This window comes from Streptomyces sp. NPDC051183, assembly GCF_040682455.1.
GTDB lineage: Bacteria > Actinomycetota > Actinomycetes > Streptomycetales > Streptomycetaceae > Streptomyces.
The window spans coordinates 68,691-83,164 of the sequence record NZ_JBFBBA010000003.1 but is presented as its reverse complement, the minus strand read 5'-3'; the positions used below and the strand labels follow the sequence as shown (position 1 = coordinate 83,164).

Genomic DNA, 14,474 nt, shown 5'->3' with positions numbered 1-14,474 from the left:
TCACGACCCGGGCACGGGCACGCGCAGCGCGGTCCGGCCTCGTAGCCTGGCGTGATGCGTCAGCACGATCTTGTCGTCATCGGTGCGGGATCCGGCAACGCCGTCATCGACGATTCCTTCGCCGGTCTCGACGTGGCCATCGTCGAGGAGAAGTGGTTCGGCGGAACCTGCCTGAACGCGGGCTGCATCCCGAGCAAGATGCTCGCCTACACCGCCCAGGTGGCCCGGACGGTCGCCGCGGCCGGCACGTACGACGTGGACGCGCAGCTGCGCGCGGTGCGCTGGCGGGCCATGCGCGACCGGGTGTTCGGACGCGTGGACGCCGAGCGGGACGAGGGCCGCCGGGGCCGCCGGGAGTCGGACTACGTCACCGTGTACGAGGGCAGGGCTCGTTTCACCGGCCCGCGGGAGCTACGGATCGACCTCGCGGACGGCCCCGTCGACATCGGCGCCCGGCAGATCGTCATCGCCGCGGGCGGGCGCCCCTCGGTTCCCGGGCCCGTCGCGGACTCCTCGCTGCCGTACGAGACGTCCGACACCGTCATGCGGATCGACGCGCCACCGCGCCGCCTGGCCGTCCTCGGCGGCGGCTACATCGCGGCCGAGCTCGCGGAGGTGTTCGACGCGGCGGGCAGTTCCGTCGTCATCGTCGAGAAGGAGAACCGCCTCCTCGGCCCCCAGGACGAGGCGGTCGCCGAACGGTTCACCGAACTGGCCCGTGCCCGCTACGACCTCAGGCTCGGCCGGGAGGTCACGGCCGTCACAGGCCGTGCGGGCGCGATCCGGCTGACCCTCGACGACGCTTCGACCATCGGGGCGGACATGCTGCTGGTAGCCGTGGGCCGAGTGCCCAACAGCGACCGTCTCAACCTCGGCGTCGCGGGCGTCGACACCCACGACGACGGCCGCATCGTCGTCGACGCGCACCAACGGACCACGGCAGAGGGGGTCTTCGCCCTCGGCGACATCTGCACACCGCTGCCGCTCAGGCACGTCGCCAACCGCGAGGCAAAAGTCGTCGCCCACAACCTCCGCCATCCGGACGCCCTGATCGCGGCCGACCACGAGCTGGTGCCCGCGGCTGTCTTCACCCGCCCCCAGGTCGCCTCGATCGGCGCCACCGAGCAGGACTGCCGGGACCGGGGGCTGGACCCGCTGGTGGGCGAGGCCCGCTACGAGGACGTCGCCTACGGCTGGGCGATGGAGGACACCACCGGCTTCTGCAAGGTGCTCGCCGAACGCGGCACCGGCCGCCTGCTCGGTGCCCACCTCATGGGCCCGCAGGCCGCCACCCTCATCCAGCCCCTCGTGCTGGCGATGACCCTGGGCATCGACGCGTCCACCCTCGCCAGGTCCCCGTACTGGATCCACCCGGCGCCCACCGAGCTCGTCGAGAAGGCCCTGCTCGACCTCGGCCTGTGACGCTGCGGCGCACGGGCATGGGGTGGCCGTCCCGGGGTAGGCGCAGCCGTACACGACGTTCCAAGGAGGCGTCATGCCTGGTGACAACGCGGCCGGACGTGACGAGACCGTGGAGGAACGCGCGGACCGGCAGTGGCAGGAACTCATCCAGGAGATCCGCGTCGCCCAGACCGGCGTCCAGATCCTCTTCGGATTCCTGCTCACGGTCGTCTTCACGCCCATCTTCCACGGGCTCGAACAGGCGGACAAGACGATCTACATCGTGACCGTGGTACTGGGCTCCCTCGCGACCGGCGCGCTCATCGGGCCGGTCGCCTTCCACCGCATCGTCTCGGGCCGGCGGATCAAGCCCAAGGCGGTGACGTGGGCGGCACGACTCACCTTCACGGGACTCCTGCTGCTGCTGGCCACCTGTACCGCGGCCCTCTTCCTCGTGCTGCGGGTCGCGACCCACAACGCCCTCGCGCCGTGGCTCGTAGGAGGCGTACTGGCCTGGTACCTGCTGTGCTGGTTCGCGCTGCCCCTGTGGGCGCGCATCCGCTACACGGCCGAGAGATGACACCTACGGCCCACCGGGAGCCGCCAGCGCGGTCCTCACGTCCGTGTGGGTCCGGAAGAGCCGGTCCGCGCCCGTGACGTGGAACATCCGGGCAACGGGCTGGTGCAGGCCGACCAGCTCCAGGCTGCCGCCGGCCGCCTGGAGCTTGAGCCGGCCGTGCAACAGCAGGTTCAAGCCCGTGGAGTCGCAGAAATCCAGGTGGCTCAGGTCGACCAGCAGCCGCCCGCCGTCCCGCCACAGCGCATCGAACACCTGCTGGAAGGGCGCGGCGGTGTCGTGGTCGAGTTCCCCCGACATGACCATGACCGTGGCACCCGAAAGGGGGAGCGCCTCAAGGGTGAAACGTTCTCCCTTGGCCATGGACATCACGCACACACCCTTCCGGACGTGGATTCCGCGGGTCTTTGGCGCCTACCCGGTCGCCGGCCGCCCAAGCGCACGGCCGTAGTTGTTTCGGGCACGTTCGGCGGGGCAGGCGCCGTGCGCGGTGTACGGCACGTACGACCGCGCACGGCCAGGCCAGGAGATCAGAGGTGAACGGCATGGACTGGAAGACCACCGAACCGCAGCCCGACGGCCCCGGACCGGTCCCGAGCAACCCGGATCCGGTGCCGCGTGAGCCCGTACCCGCACCTCCCGGCCCCAAGCCCCGCGACCCCCGGCCGGCGCCCGACCAGCCGTCGCCCGTCGAACGCCCGCCGGTGCCGGAGCCTCCGGACTAGGTCAGGGCGTACGAGGCCGCCGGCGCGGGCAGCGGCTGGATGGTGGGCGAGGCGGAGGCAGGGGTGGTGACGGCCAACGCGACGGCACCCGTGATGCCGAGCCGCTTTTCAGCGCAGGTCGAGCCGCATCAGGACCCGGGGATGACCGGCCAGTACCGAGGTGGTGTCGGCGGCGTGGGTGAACCCGGCACGTTCGAAGTTCTTCCGGATCCCGGCGTACGCCATCGTCAGGTCGACCTTGGCGTCCCCGCTGTCGAGGGGGTACGCCTCGATCGCGGGCGCGCCGTGGGAGCGGGCGAACTCGACCGCACCGGCGATCAGGGCGTGGGAGATGCCCCTCTTGCGATGGCCGGGGCGGACGCGGATGCACCACAGTGACCAGACCGGCAGGTCGTCGACGTGCGGGATCTTACGGCTGTGCGCGAAGGATGTGTCCGCGCGCGGCGCCACGGCGGCCCAGCCGACCGGCTCGTCGCCGTCGTAGGCGAGCACCCCCGGAGGGGGACCGGTACGGCACAGCTCGGCGACGTACTCGCCTCGCGCCGGTCCGCGGAGCTCGTTGTTGAGCTTGGACGGGATCCGGTAGCTCAGGCACCAGCAGACGTTGGCTCCGGCCGACTTCGGACCGACCAGGGTACGGACGTCCTCAAAGTCCGAAGCGGGGCGCACTGCAATGGTCATGGCAGCACGATGTCATGAGGCGGCACGGCGCACGGGCGCAGGACCATCAGCGAGTCTTCCGGGCTCGCGGCCATGGCGAAGGGGAACCGGTCGAGTTCGAGGCAGAGCTCAACGTCGTCGGGATGGACCCCTTGGCGCACCCCCGTCGCCAACTCGACGGCGGCACGCGACTCGGCGGCGCGGCGGAGGAACTCGGCCGGATCCGCATCGGCCCCGGTGACCCTCCGGCCGATGTACTGGGCGCAGGCCAGGTCTTCATCGGCCCGCCCGTCCTCGCCGGTGACCACGAACGTGACGCTGTCACTCCGGCGCGTCCGCACGAGCCGGGCCGTCGCCTCCGCCACCACGAAGCCGGCGCACAGCACCAACGACGCATCCTTGACCGCAAGAGCGCCGACCGTCCCCGCCGTGGTCTTCTGCACGACGGTCCGTCCGCGAAGGTCGGCGGACCGCAGCATGCCGGGCGAGTTGACCATGTCGAACCCGGGCGCCGGAGCGCCGTCCTTGAGCGCCATCCAGCCCGGGTGGCGGGCCTTGAGCGCCAGGGCCTCGTCCAGCGACCCGGCCAGAACGATCTTCTCCGCGCCTTGGCCGAAGGCCCAGGCAGCCACCGTGAAGGCACGCATCACGTCGACCACGACCGCCACGGAGGGGGCTTCGGTCAGCTCTGCGATGCCGAGGAAACGAGTGTCCATTCCGATCATGATCGTGCACGCCCGACCCGAAGTACCCCGCGAGTGACGCGCGTCATATCGACGCCGCAAGGGGAGTGACTCCCGTCACTTCCAGTGACGGATGGCACATGGCTCCGGCGAACGGGGGCAGGCGGCCACGAGCACCACCACTGCGGGTGAGCCGCAGTGCCGGAATCGGAGGTACAGCGAGTCGTGTCCGACCAGACGACCATCCACATCGCCGGAACATGGCGTTCCGCGATATCAGGAGCCACCCGAGAGGTCCTCGACCCGGCGGACGCCACGGTCCTCGCCGTCGTCGCCGAGGGTGGCACCGCAGACGTCGACGCGGCCGTCAGCGCCGCCCGCGCGGCCTTCGACGGCGGAGAGTGGCCCCGGACCCCGGTCCTGGAGCGGGCGGCACTGCTGCGCCGCACCGCCGACCTGCTCCACCGCGACCGCGAGCGCCTCGGGCTGCTGGAGAGCCGGGACGCGGGCAAGACGCTGAAGGAGGGCTGCGTGGACGTCGACTGCGTAGCCGATGCCTTCCGCTACTTCGCGGACCTCGTCGCCGGCGAGAGCGCGGGCCGCGTGGTCGACGCCGGCACCCCCGACGTCCACAGCGTCGTCGTCCACGAGCCCGTCGGGGTCTGCGCCCTGATCACCCCGTGGAACTACCCGCTCCTGCAGGCCTCCTGGAAGATCGCCCCCGCCCTCGCCGCGGGCAACACCTTCGTGCTCAAGCCCAGCGAGATCACCCCGCTGTCCACGGTGGCCCTGATCGGCCTGCTCGCGGAAGCCGGACTTCCGGCCGGCGTCGCGAACCTGGTCACCGGCCCCGGCGACCCGGTCGGCGCCCGCCTCGCCGCCCACCCCGCCGTCGACCTCGTCTCCTTCACCGGCGGTCTCACCAGCGGTACGAAGGTGATGCGCGCGGCCGCCGACTCGGTCAAGAAGGTCGCCCTCGAACTCGGCGGCAAGAACCCCAATGTCGTCTTCGCCGACGCCTGCGCCACCGAGGAAGGCTTCGACACCGCCGTCGACCAGGCCCTCAACGCCGCCTTCATGCACAGCGGCCAGGTCTGCTCCGCCGGCTCCCGGCTCATCGTCGAGGAGATCGCCGCCGAGCGCTTCGTCGCCGAACTCGCCCGCCGGGCCGACCGGATCCGCCTCGGCCGCGGCACCGACCCGGACGTGGAGTGCGGACCCATGGTGTCCGCCGCCCAGCGCGAACGCACCGAGGAGTACGTGGCCTCCGCCCTCGCCGAAGGAGCCGTACTCCGCTCCGGCGGCCGGCGGCCCGAGGGGCCCGGTTACTTCTACCGGCCGACCGTGCTGGACCGCTGCCACCGCGGGATGCGCGTCGTACGGGAGGAGGTCTTCGGGCCGGTCCTGACCGTCGAGACCTTCCGTACCGAGGCCGAGGCCGTGGCGCTCGCCAACGACACCGAGTACGGCCTCGCCGGCGCGGTGTGGACCTCCGACCCGGGGCGCGGCCGCCGCGTGGCGGGCCGGCTGCGCCACGGCACCGTCTGGATCAACGACTTCCACCCCTACCTCCCGCAGGCCGAGTGGGGCGGTTTCGGCAAGTCCGGCACCGGGCGCGAACTGGGCCCGTCGGGACTGGCCGAGTACCGCGAGACCAAGCACGTGTACCAGAACCTCGCCCCGCGCCCCGTGCGCTGGTTCGCGGGCTGAAGGAGCAGCAGAGCCATGACCACCCCCACGCACACCCCCACGCACACCCCCACGCCTTCCCCCACGCGCACCCCCGCGGCCCCGAAGCAGGAGCAGGAGTACGACTACGTCGTCGTCGGCGGCGGCACCGCCGGCTCGGTGATCGCCTCCCGCCTGACCGAGGACCCGGACGTCACCGTCGCCGTCATCGAGGGCGGCCCCAGCGACGTCGACCGCCCCGAAGTGCTCACCCTGCGCCGCTGGATGGGCCTGCTCGGCGGCGAACTCGACTACGACTACCCCACCACCGAGCAGCCCCGGGGCAACTCGCACATCCGCCACAGCCGCGCCCGCGTCCTCGGCGGCTGCTCCTCGCACAACACCCTGATCGCCTTCAAGCCGCTCCCCTCGGACTGGGACGAGTGGGAGCGGGCGGGAGCCGAGGGCTGGCACGCGGCCGCCATGGACCCGTACTTCGACAGGCTCCTCAACAACATCGTCCCGGTGGCCCAGAAGGACCGCAACGCCATCGCGCGGGACTTCGTCGACTCCGCGCAGTCCGCCCTGGGCGTCCCGCGCGTCGAGGGCTTCAACCGCAAGCCCTTCCACGAGGGCGCCGGCTTCTTCGACCTCGCCTACCACCCCGAGGACAACAAGCGCTCCTCCGCGTCGGTGGCCTACCTCCACCCCGTCATGGACGAACGCCCCAACCTCCGGATCTTCCTGGAGACCTGGGCGCAGCGCCTGGAACTCGACGGCACCCGGGCGCGGGGAGTCCACGTACGCGCCTCGGACGGCACGCAGTCCCTGGTCACCGCGCGCCGCGAGGTGCTGGTCTGCGCCGGCGCCGTGGACACCCCGCGGCTGCTGCTGCACTCGGGCATCGGCCCGCGCGCGGACCTGGAAGCCCTCGGCATCCCGCCGGTGCACGACCTGCCCGGGGTGGGGGAGAACCTGCTGGACCACCCCGAATCGGTGATCGTCTGGGAGACCGACGGCCCGATACCGGAGAACTCCGCGATGGACAGCGACGCGGGGCTGTTCGTCCGGCGCGACCCCGACTCCGCGGGACCCGACCTGATGTTCCACTTCTACCAGGTCCCCTTCACCGACAACCCCGAGCGCATCGGCTACGAGCGCCCCGTGCACGGGGTTTCGATGACCCCCAACATCCCCAAGCCGCGCAGCCGCGGCCGCCTCTACCTGACCAGCGCGGACCCCGAGGTGAAACCGGCCCTGGACTTCCGCTACTTCACCGACCCGGACGACTACGACGGCCGGACCCTGGTGGACGGCATCAAGCTGGCCCGGAAGATCGCCGCGACCCAGCCGCTCGCGGGCTGGCTGGGGCGCGAGGTGTGCCCCGGCCCGGAGATCACCGGCGACGAGGAACTGAGTGCCTATGCCCGCTCCGTCGCGCACACCGTCTACCACCCGGCCGGTACCTGCCGGATGGGCGCCGTCGACGACCCCGGGGCCGTCGTCGGCCCGGACCTGAAGATCCGCGGGCTCGAAGGCATCCGCATCGCGGACGCCTCCGTCTTCCCGACGATGCCCGCGGTCAACCCGATGATCGGAGTGCTCATGGTCGGCGAAAAGGCAGTCGAACTGCTGTCCCGGGAAGGCGGTACCCGGTGAACAGCACGGAGAACACCACCCCTGCCGGGTCCACCGGCCCCGCCGCGCCCCCCGTCTTCGCGGTGGACGGCCTGTGGAAGGTCTTCGGGCCGCAGAAGGCGGCCGCGCAGGTCCCCGGTTCCGCCGAAGCCGACCTGTCCGCCGCCGAACTGCGCGAGCGCACCGGCTGCACCGCGGCCGTCCGCGACGTCACCTTCGACGTCCGAAAGGGCGAGGTCTTCGTCGTGATGGGCCTTTCCGGCTCCGGCAAGTCCACCCTCGTACGCTGCCTCACCCGGCTCATCGAGCCCACCGCCGGAGGTCTCGCCATCGACGGCGAGGACGTCCTGGCCATGGACACCACCCGGCTGCGCGCCCTGCGCCGCCACCGCGTCGCCATGGTCTTCCAGCACTTCGGCCTGCTCCCGCACCGCACCGTCCTCGACAACGTGGCGTACGGACTGGAGATCCAGGGCGTCGGCCGCGGTGACCGCCGGCACAAGGCCGCCGAACTGGTCGCCAAAGTCGGCCTCGAAGGACTGGAGGACCGGCGCCCCGGCCAGCTCTCGGGCGGCCAGCAGCAGCGCGTCGGCCTGGCCCGCGCCCTCGCCGCGGACCCCGAAGTGCTGCTGTTCGACGAGCCGTTCAGCGCCCTCGACCCCCTCATCCGTCGCGAGATGCAGGAGGAGGTCGCCCGGCTCCACCACGAAGAGGGCCGCACCATGGTCTTCATCACCCACGACCTCGCCGAGGCCCTGCGCCTCGGTGACCGGATCGCGCTGATGCGCGACGGCCGCATCGTGCAACTCGGCACGCCCGAGGAGATCGTCGGCTCGCCCGCCGACGACTACGTACGGGACTTCGTCCGCGACGTCCCCCGCGAGCAGGTGCTCACGGTTCGCACCGCGATGCGCCCCGCCGCTGCCGGCGAGGCCGAACAAGGACCCGAACTGGGCCCCGCCACCACCGTGGTCGAGGCCATCCAGGTCGTCGCCCTCAGCGGCGGCCCGGCCCGCGTGGTCGACCACGGCCGCTGCCTGGGGGTCGTGGACGACGCCGGGCTGCTCGCCGTCGTGGCCGGACTCCCGGCCACCGCCGGCCGGGGGGTGGCGGCATGACCCGCCCCGCCCGTCCCGCGGCCCCCGCCCCCGGCGCCCGGAGGTGGTGCGCATGACCGCGATCCCGACCCGCACCCCGCCCGGCACCAGCGCCGCCGCCCCTTCGGAAGCCCCGCAGTCCTCCGAACGGCCCGCCGGCCCGCGTGCCTCCCGCGCCGCGGCCGCCCCGCAGGACCGCCCCCGCAGACCCTGGGCCGGCCCGGCCGCGCGCCGCGGATTCCTGATCCCGATGGGCGTCGCCGTCGCCCTGCTGGTCCCGCTCGCCCTGGCCTTCCCGGGCGCCGGCACCTGGCCCGCGGCCCTGGCCGTCGACCTGTCCGGCCCGCTCGGCCGCGCCGGCGACTGGATCATCGACCACCGCGACAGCCACCCGCTGTTCCTCTACTTCTTCGGCCACGTCAGCAACGCCGTCGTGGTGTCCGTACGCGCGGTGTACGTGATCCTGCTCGCCGCCGGCTGGACCGGGGTCACCGCCCTGGCCGCGCTGGTCGCCTGGCGCCTCGCCGGCATCCGGCTCGCCCTGACCTGCGCCGCCGCCTTCGCCGTCTGCGGACTGCTCGGCATGTGGGTGCCGACCATGCAGACCCTCGCGCTGATGGTCGTGGCCGTCGCCGCCTCCGTCGTACTCGGCGCCCTGCTGGGCCTCGCCGCGGGGCTCTCCCCGCGCGCCGGCCGCGCCCTGCGCCCCGTACTCGACACCATGCAGATCCTGCCGGCCTTCGCGTACCTGCTGCCGATGGTGCTGGTCTTCGGCATCGGCGTGCCCGCCGCCGTCCTCGCCACGGTGGTCTACGCCGCCCCGCCCATGGCCCGCCTCACCGCCCTCGGCCTGCGCGAGGCCGACGCGGGCGTGCTGGAAGCCGCCGCCTCGCTGGGTGCCACCGGACGCCAGCGGCTGCTGACCGCCCGCCTCCCGCTCGCGCGCCGACAACTCCTGCTCGGCGTCAACCAGGCCATCATGACGGGCCTGTCCATGGCCGTCATCGCCTCCGTGATCGGCGCGGGCGGCCTCGGTGACCGCGTCTACCAGGCCCTCGCCTCCGTGGATGTCGGCGCCGCCCTGGCCGCCGGCATCCCGATCGTCCTGCTCGCCGTCGTGCTCGACCGCACCGCCGATGCCGCCGGCCGCCGGATCGGCGCCGCCCCCGTACCCGCCCGCGAACAGCACCTGCTGCGCCAGGTGTTCTCGGGCTGGTACGGCCGCCTGCTCACCTTCCTCGCGGCGGTCGCCGTCGCCGTCGCCGGCCGTATCGCAGGCACCTCGCTGTGGCCCGAGCCCTGGACCGTCCCCCTGGCCGATCCGGTGAACTCGGCCGTCGCCTGGATGACCGATCACCTCTACTCCGGCGTACCCGTCGTCGGCGGGACCGCCGACTGGGCCGCCCGCTTCACCGGCTGGATACTGGACCCGCTGCGCAACGGGCTCCAGGGCGCTCCCTGGTGGCTGCTCCTGCTGGCGGCCTGTGCGCTCGCCCTGCTCGCGGGCACCTGGCGCACCGCGCTCACCGCCGTCCTCGCCCTGGGCGCCGTCGGGGTGCTCGGCGTGTGGGAAGCCTCCCTGGACACGCTCTCCCAGGTCCTGGCCGCCGTCGCGGTCACGCTCGTACTGGGCTTCGCCATCGCCGTGGGAGCCGCCCGCAGCGCCCGCGCCGAACGACTGCTCCGGCCCGTCCTCGACGTGTGCCAGACCCTGCCGCAGTTCGTCTACCTCATCCCCGTGGTCGCCCTGTTCGGCGTCGGTCGCGCACCGGCCGCCGCAGCCGCCGTGGTGTACGCGCTGCCGGCCGTCGTGCGGATCACCGTCCAGGGCCTGCGCGAGGTGGACCCGACCGTCATGGAGTCCGCCCGCTCGCTCGGCGCCACCCGCGTGCAGCTACTGCGTCAAGTCCAACTCCCCTTGGCCCGGCCTGCGTTGCTGCTGGCCGTCAACCAGGCTGTGGTACTGGTCCTCGCCGTCGTCATCATCGGCGGCCTGGTCGGCGGCGGGGCCCTCGGCTACGACGTCGTCCTCGGCCTCGCGCAGGGCGACCTGGCCACCGGCCTGGTCGCCGGCGCCGCGATCGTCTGCCTCGGCCTGCTCCTCGACCGTCTCACCCAGCCCGCCAAGGAGGCATGACATGCGCGACGCACAACGCCGGGGCCGCGGCCTCCGACGCCGGCGCGGCGCGGCCGTCCTCGCCGCCGTGACCGGCCTCGCCGTCCTCACCGGCTGCGGGGCCGCCGACATGACCCGCCAGTCCTCCCCGTACGCCGCCGCACAGGGCGCCAAGACCGTCACCCTCTCCGTCCAGTCGTGGGTCGGGGCCCAGGCGAACACCGCCGTCGCCTCCTACCTCCTCGAACACGAGCTGGGCTACCGGGTGGACACCGTCCAGGTCGACGAGGTCCCCGCCTGGGACGCCCTCAGCCAGGGGCGCGTCGACGCGATCCTGGAGGACTGGGGCCACCCCGAGCAGGAGAAGCGGTACGTAGAGGGCAAGAAGACCATCACCCCCGGCGGAGACCTGGGAGTGACCGGCCACATCGGCTGGTTCGTCCCCACCTACTTCGCCGAGGCCCATCCCGACGTCACCGACTGGAAGAACCTCGACAAGTACGCCGACCGGCTGCGCACGCCCGAGAGCCGCGGCAAGGGCCAGCTGATGGACGGCTCCCCGTCCTACGTCACGAACGACAAGGCGCTGGTGAAGAACCTGGGCCTGGACTTCGAAGTGGTCTTCGCCGGCTCCGAGGCGGCGCAGATCACCCAGATCAAGCAGTTCGCCAAGGAGCACAAGCCCTTCCTGACGTACTGGTACGAGCCGCAGTGGCTCTTCGAACGCGTCCCGATAACCGAGGTGAAGCTCCCCGAGTACACCGAGGGCTGCGCCGACGATCCGCAGAAGGTGGCATGCGCCTATCCGCGCACCCCGTTGCAGAAGTACCTGAACACGCGCTTCGCGGAGTCGGGGGGAGCGGCGGCCGACTTCCTGAAGAAGTTCCACTGGACCCAGGCGCAGCAGAACGAGGTGTCCTTGATGATCGCCGAGGGGAAGCTGTCCCCGCAGCAGGCGGCGAAGAAATGGGTGGAGCGCAACGAGGGCGTCTGGAAGCCCTGGGTGGAGTGACCCGCCGGGCCAGGCGTGCACGAAGAATGAATTGAACGCGTTCAGCCCGGCTGGCAGAATGGATCCACGTCGCCGGTCGGGCGGACGGGTTCATTTCGCCGTGCCACGAGGGGGGTTGACCATGCATCAGAAACGGTCGTACGGCCGGATGTTGCTGGTCTCGGCGCTGGTGGGCTGCCTGGAGGTGGCGCTCACCGTCGTGGTGATCCTCCTGTACGTCCGGACGCAGCCGCCGCCGGACCATCGCGTCGACTACACCGACCTGGTGGCGGCCCTGTTCTCCTTCGGCACGATCGTCGCGGTGATCGCGGTCGTCCTGTCCCTGGTCTTCGTACTGCCGGCCGTGGCGCTGGCCGACCTGCTCGGCCGCCGGATCGGCGGCCGCGAGGCGTGGTGGTGGGTGCCGCTGACGGTGGCGGTCCTGGTGGCGCCGCCGATCTGGATCTTGGCGGGGTACAACGACGTGGAAACGCAGCCCGTGCTCGTGTTCTGGGCGGTGGCCACGGCATCGCTCACGCTGGGCGGCGTGGTCGCCCGGCCCCGGCACCCGCGGCTGGTCCGGCACGTGGCCCTGTGGGGCACGGCGGTGGTGGTGGGAACCGGCCTCCTCGGCGCATTCGGGCTCACCACCCGCCAGCTGCCCCTGTACGAGCCGCCGACGATCGGTCCGGCGACCATGACCGGTACGTGGGTCGACCACACGGGCGGAGATCTGGTCTTCACCCCGGACGGCCGTGTCACGGCCTCCGGCGTCGGCGACCCCGAAGCCGACAACCACACCGGCGACCCGATCCGGCGCTGCTCGGGCTCCGGTACCTGGTCGTACGAGCCCGGGCGGGACGCCTGGACCCAGAAGGTCCGCATCGATGTCCCGGGGTGTTCCCGGCGGGCGTGGAGCGTCGGCGGCACCGACGTAACGCCCCGGCTCTACCAGCACGTCGGTCCCCCGGATTCCGGGGAGCGGTACCAGCTGCGGAAGGTCTACGACGGGTCCTGAGGCCGGGGCGCCCTACGGGTGGTCGTGCGCGGCTGCCGCGGGCAGCTCCACGGTGATCCGGAGCCCGCCGCCGGAGCGCGGGGTGAGGGTGAGCGTTCCGGCGTGCGCGTGGGTGATGGTCTTGACGATCGCCAGGCCGAGGCCGACGCCGGCGTGATCGGTGTGGACGCGCTCGGCGCCGCGCTGGAACGGCTCGGTGAGCGTCGCGGCCAGCTCCGGGGCGACCTGCTCGCCGGTGTTCTCGACGGTGAGCACCACGGTCCGGGGGCGGACAGTGGTCTTGACCCACACGGCGCCCTGCCCGGGAAGGTTGTGGACGATCGCGTTGTGCACGAGGTTCGTGGTCAGCTGCAGCAGGAGCGCGGGCGATCCCAAGGTGCGGGCGATCTCGCCGCTGGTCACGAGGGTGACGCCGCGCCGGTCCGCGAGGGGGAGGAGCGTTTCGGTGGCTTCCTCCGCCAGGAGGGACAGGTCGACGGATTCGAGGGTGAAGGCTCCCTGGTCGGCGCGGCTGAGCAGGAGCAGTGCCTCGGTGAGGTCGATGGCCCGGGTGTTGACGGCGTGAAGGCGTTCGATGAGTTCACCGGTGTCGCGGTTCGGATCGGCGCGGGCCACGTCGAGAAGTGCCTTCGAGATCGCGAGCGGGGTGCGCAGTTCGTGAGAGGCGTTGGCTGCGAACCTCTGCTGTTCGGCGACGTGCGCTTCGAGCCGTTCGAGCATCGCGTCGAAGGCGTCGGCCAGTTCGCGGAACTCGTCCTTGCGGCCCGGCAGCCGGACCCGGTGGGAGAGCGATCCGTGCGTGGCCATGCGCGTGGCATCCGTGATGCGGGTCAGCGGGGCGAGCATGCGCCCCGCGAGGAGCCACCCTCCCAGGAGACCGAACACCAGCAGGAACGCCAGTACCGCGGCCGCCCTCGGAGCGAAGACGTCCAGGAGGGCGGAGCGGACGGGAAAGACACCGTTCGTGGGCTTGTCCTGGGGGTTGATGAGCATCGCACGGTCGGGGACATAGCGCAGGAGGAACACCCACACCGCCGCGAGCAGCAGCACGCCGGCCAGCATGAGGAATCCGGCATAGCTGAGGGTGAGTCTGAGGCGCACGCTCAACCCGGGCGCCCTATCCACGCTCGGCCCTCCCATCTCCCTCGCCTCCCTCGCGTCCGGCCTCCGGCCGGGCGTCGATGCGGTAGCCGACGCCCGGCACCGTGGCGATGACCCAGGGTTCGCCGAGCCGCTTGCGCAAGGCCGAGACGGTGATGCGTACGGCGTTGGTGAACGGGTCGGCGTTCTCGTCCCAGGCGCGTTCCAGGAGTTCCTCGGCGCTGACCACACCGCCTTCGGCATCGACGAGGACTTCGACCACGGCGAACTGCTTCCTCGTCAGCGCGATGAAGCGGCCGTCCCGGTAGACCTCGCGCCGGAACGGATCGACCCGCAGCCCCGCGATCTCCCGTACGGGGGGCCTGCTGCGGGCGCGCCTGCGGTCGAGCGCCCTGAGCCTGAGCACGAGCTCCCGGAGTTCGAAGGGCTTCGTGAGGTAGTCGTCGGCGCCGAGCGCGAACCCGGACGCCTTGTCGTCGAGACGGTCGGCCGCGGTGAGCATGAGGATCGGCATGCCGCTGCCGGAGGCGACGATGCGCCTGGCGATCTCGTCGCCGGAGGGTCCGGGAACGTCGCGGTCGAGAACAGCGATGTCGTAGGCGTTGCTGCCCAGCAGTTCCAGAGCGGTGTCGCCGTCACCCGCGATGTCGGCCGCGATCGCTTCCAGGCGCAGGCCGTCGCGGATGGCTTCCGCCATGAAGGGTTCGTCCTCGACGATCAGCACGCGCATGAATCGATGCTACGAGTCGGCACATATCGCGGGCGTATCGAAAACCCCATACGTGCCGGCAACACGGCG

The 14,474-nt window shown here is 72.0% G+C and carries 14 protein-coding genes; 9 read left to right on the top strand and 5 right to left on the bottom strand.

Going from position 1 to position 14,474, the window contains the following annotated elements; genetic code table 11:
* Positions 1-54 precede the first annotated feature (54 nt).
* Together AB0M99_RS03610 and AB0M99_RS03605 are read left to right on the top strand one after the other, a co-directional pair.
* Positions 55-1,422: a mycothione reductase gene (locus AB0M99_RS03610; RefSeq protein WP_365916991.1), complete on the top strand. Its 1,368-nt coding sequence runs from the start codon at positions 55-57 to the stop codon at positions 1,420-1,422.
* 73 nt (positions 1,423-1,495) lie between these two features.
* Positions 1,496-1,981, top strand: a complete 486-nt coding sequence (locus tag AB0M99_RS03605; RefSeq protein ID WP_365916990.1) for a DUF6328 family protein — start codon at positions 1,496-1,498, stop codon at positions 1,979-1,981.
* Between the two features lie 3 nt (positions 1,982-1,984).
* On the opposite strand, the gene AB0M99_RS03600 is transcribed toward AB0M99_RS03605, so the two are convergent.
* The gene (locus tag AB0M99_RS03600; RefSeq protein WP_365916989.1) at positions 1,985-2,347 is read right to left on the bottom strand and encodes an STAS domain-containing protein; all 363 of its coding nucleotides are present in this window, start codon (positions 2,345-2,347) and stop codon (positions 1,985-1,987) included.
* Positions 2,348-2,523: 176 nt separating this feature from the next.
* On the opposite strand from AB0M99_RS03600, the gene AB0M99_RS03595 reads away from it, so the two are divergent.
* Positions 2,524-2,703, top strand: a complete 180-nt coding sequence (locus tag AB0M99_RS03595) for a hypothetical protein (protein WP_365916988.1) — start codon at positions 2,524-2,526, stop codon at positions 2,701-2,703.
* A gap of 108 nt (positions 2,704-2,811) precedes the next feature.
* Here AB0M99_RS03595 and AB0M99_RS03590 read toward each other — a convergent pair whose 3' ends face one another.
* A complete protein-coding gene (locus AB0M99_RS03590) occupies positions 2,812-3,384 on the bottom strand; it encodes a GNAT family N-acetyltransferase (RefSeq protein ID WP_365916987.1) in 573 nt (190 codons plus the stop codon).
* Positions 3,381-4,079 (bottom strand): 2-phosphosulfolactate phosphatase, encoded by a 699-nt coding sequence (locus tag AB0M99_RS03585; RefSeq protein WP_365916986.1) that lies wholly within the window; start codon positions 4,077-4,079, stop codon positions 3,381-3,383. The genes AB0M99_RS03590 and AB0M99_RS03585 overlap by 4 nt, the downstream gene beginning before the upstream one ends.
* 192 nt (positions 4,080-4,271) lie before the next feature.
* On the opposite strand from AB0M99_RS03585, the gene AB0M99_RS03580 reads away from it, so the two are divergent.
* From AB0M99_RS03580 to AB0M99_RS03555, 6 genes are all read left to right on the top strand, one after another.
* Positions 4,272-5,756 carry an aldehyde dehydrogenase family protein gene (locus AB0M99_RS03580; protein WP_365916985.1) on the top strand — a complete coding sequence of 495 codons (1,485 nt, stop codon included), beginning with the start codon at positions 4,272-4,274 and terminating at the stop codon, positions 5,754-5,756.
* 15 nt (positions 5,757-5,771) lie between these two features.
* Positions 5,772-7,373, top strand: a complete 1,602-nt coding sequence (locus tag AB0M99_RS03575) for a GMC oxidoreductase (protein ID WP_365916984.1) — start codon at positions 5,772-5,774, stop codon at positions 7,371-7,373.
* A complete protein-coding gene (locus tag AB0M99_RS03570) occupies positions 7,370-8,470 on the top strand; it encodes a glycine betaine/L-proline ABC transporter ATP-binding protein (protein ID WP_365916983.1) in 1,101 nt (366 codons plus the stop codon). Before AB0M99_RS03575 ends, AB0M99_RS03570 begins: the two co-directional genes overlap by 4 nt.
* A gap of 52 nt (positions 8,471-8,522) precedes the next feature.
* The gene (locus AB0M99_RS03565; RefSeq protein WP_365916982.1) at positions 8,523-10,586 is read left to right on the top strand and encodes an ABC transporter permease subunit; all 2,064 of its coding nucleotides are present in this window, start codon (positions 8,523-8,525) and stop codon (positions 10,584-10,586) included.
* Between the two features lie 109 nt (positions 10,587-10,695).
* Positions 10,696-11,577 (top strand): ABC transporter substrate-binding protein, encoded by an 882-nt coding sequence (locus AB0M99_RS03560; protein ID WP_365917158.1) that lies wholly within the window; start codon positions 10,696-10,698, stop codon positions 11,575-11,577.
* A 121-nt stretch (positions 11,578-11,698) separates the two neighbouring features.
* On the top strand, positions 11,699-12,574 hold the full coding sequence (locus AB0M99_RS03555; RefSeq protein WP_365916981.1) for a hypothetical protein: 876 nt from the start codon (positions 11,699-11,701) through the stop codon (positions 12,572-12,574).
* Between the two features lie 12 nt (positions 12,575-12,586).
* Here the strand turns inward: AB0M99_RS03555 and AB0M99_RS03550 are convergent, their stop codons facing one another.
* Both AB0M99_RS03550 and AB0M99_RS03545 read right to left on the bottom strand, forming a co-directional pair.
* Positions 12,587-13,681, bottom strand: a complete 1,095-nt coding sequence (locus AB0M99_RS03550; protein ID WP_365916980.1) for a HAMP domain-containing sensor histidine kinase — start codon at positions 13,679-13,681, stop codon at positions 12,587-12,589.
* A 10-nt stretch (positions 13,682-13,691) separates the two neighbouring features.
* A complete protein-coding gene (locus tag AB0M99_RS03545; protein WP_365916979.1) occupies positions 13,692-14,405 on the bottom strand; it encodes a response regulator transcription factor in 714 nt (237 codons plus the stop codon).
* Between the last annotated feature and the right edge of the window lie 69 nt (positions 14,406-14,474).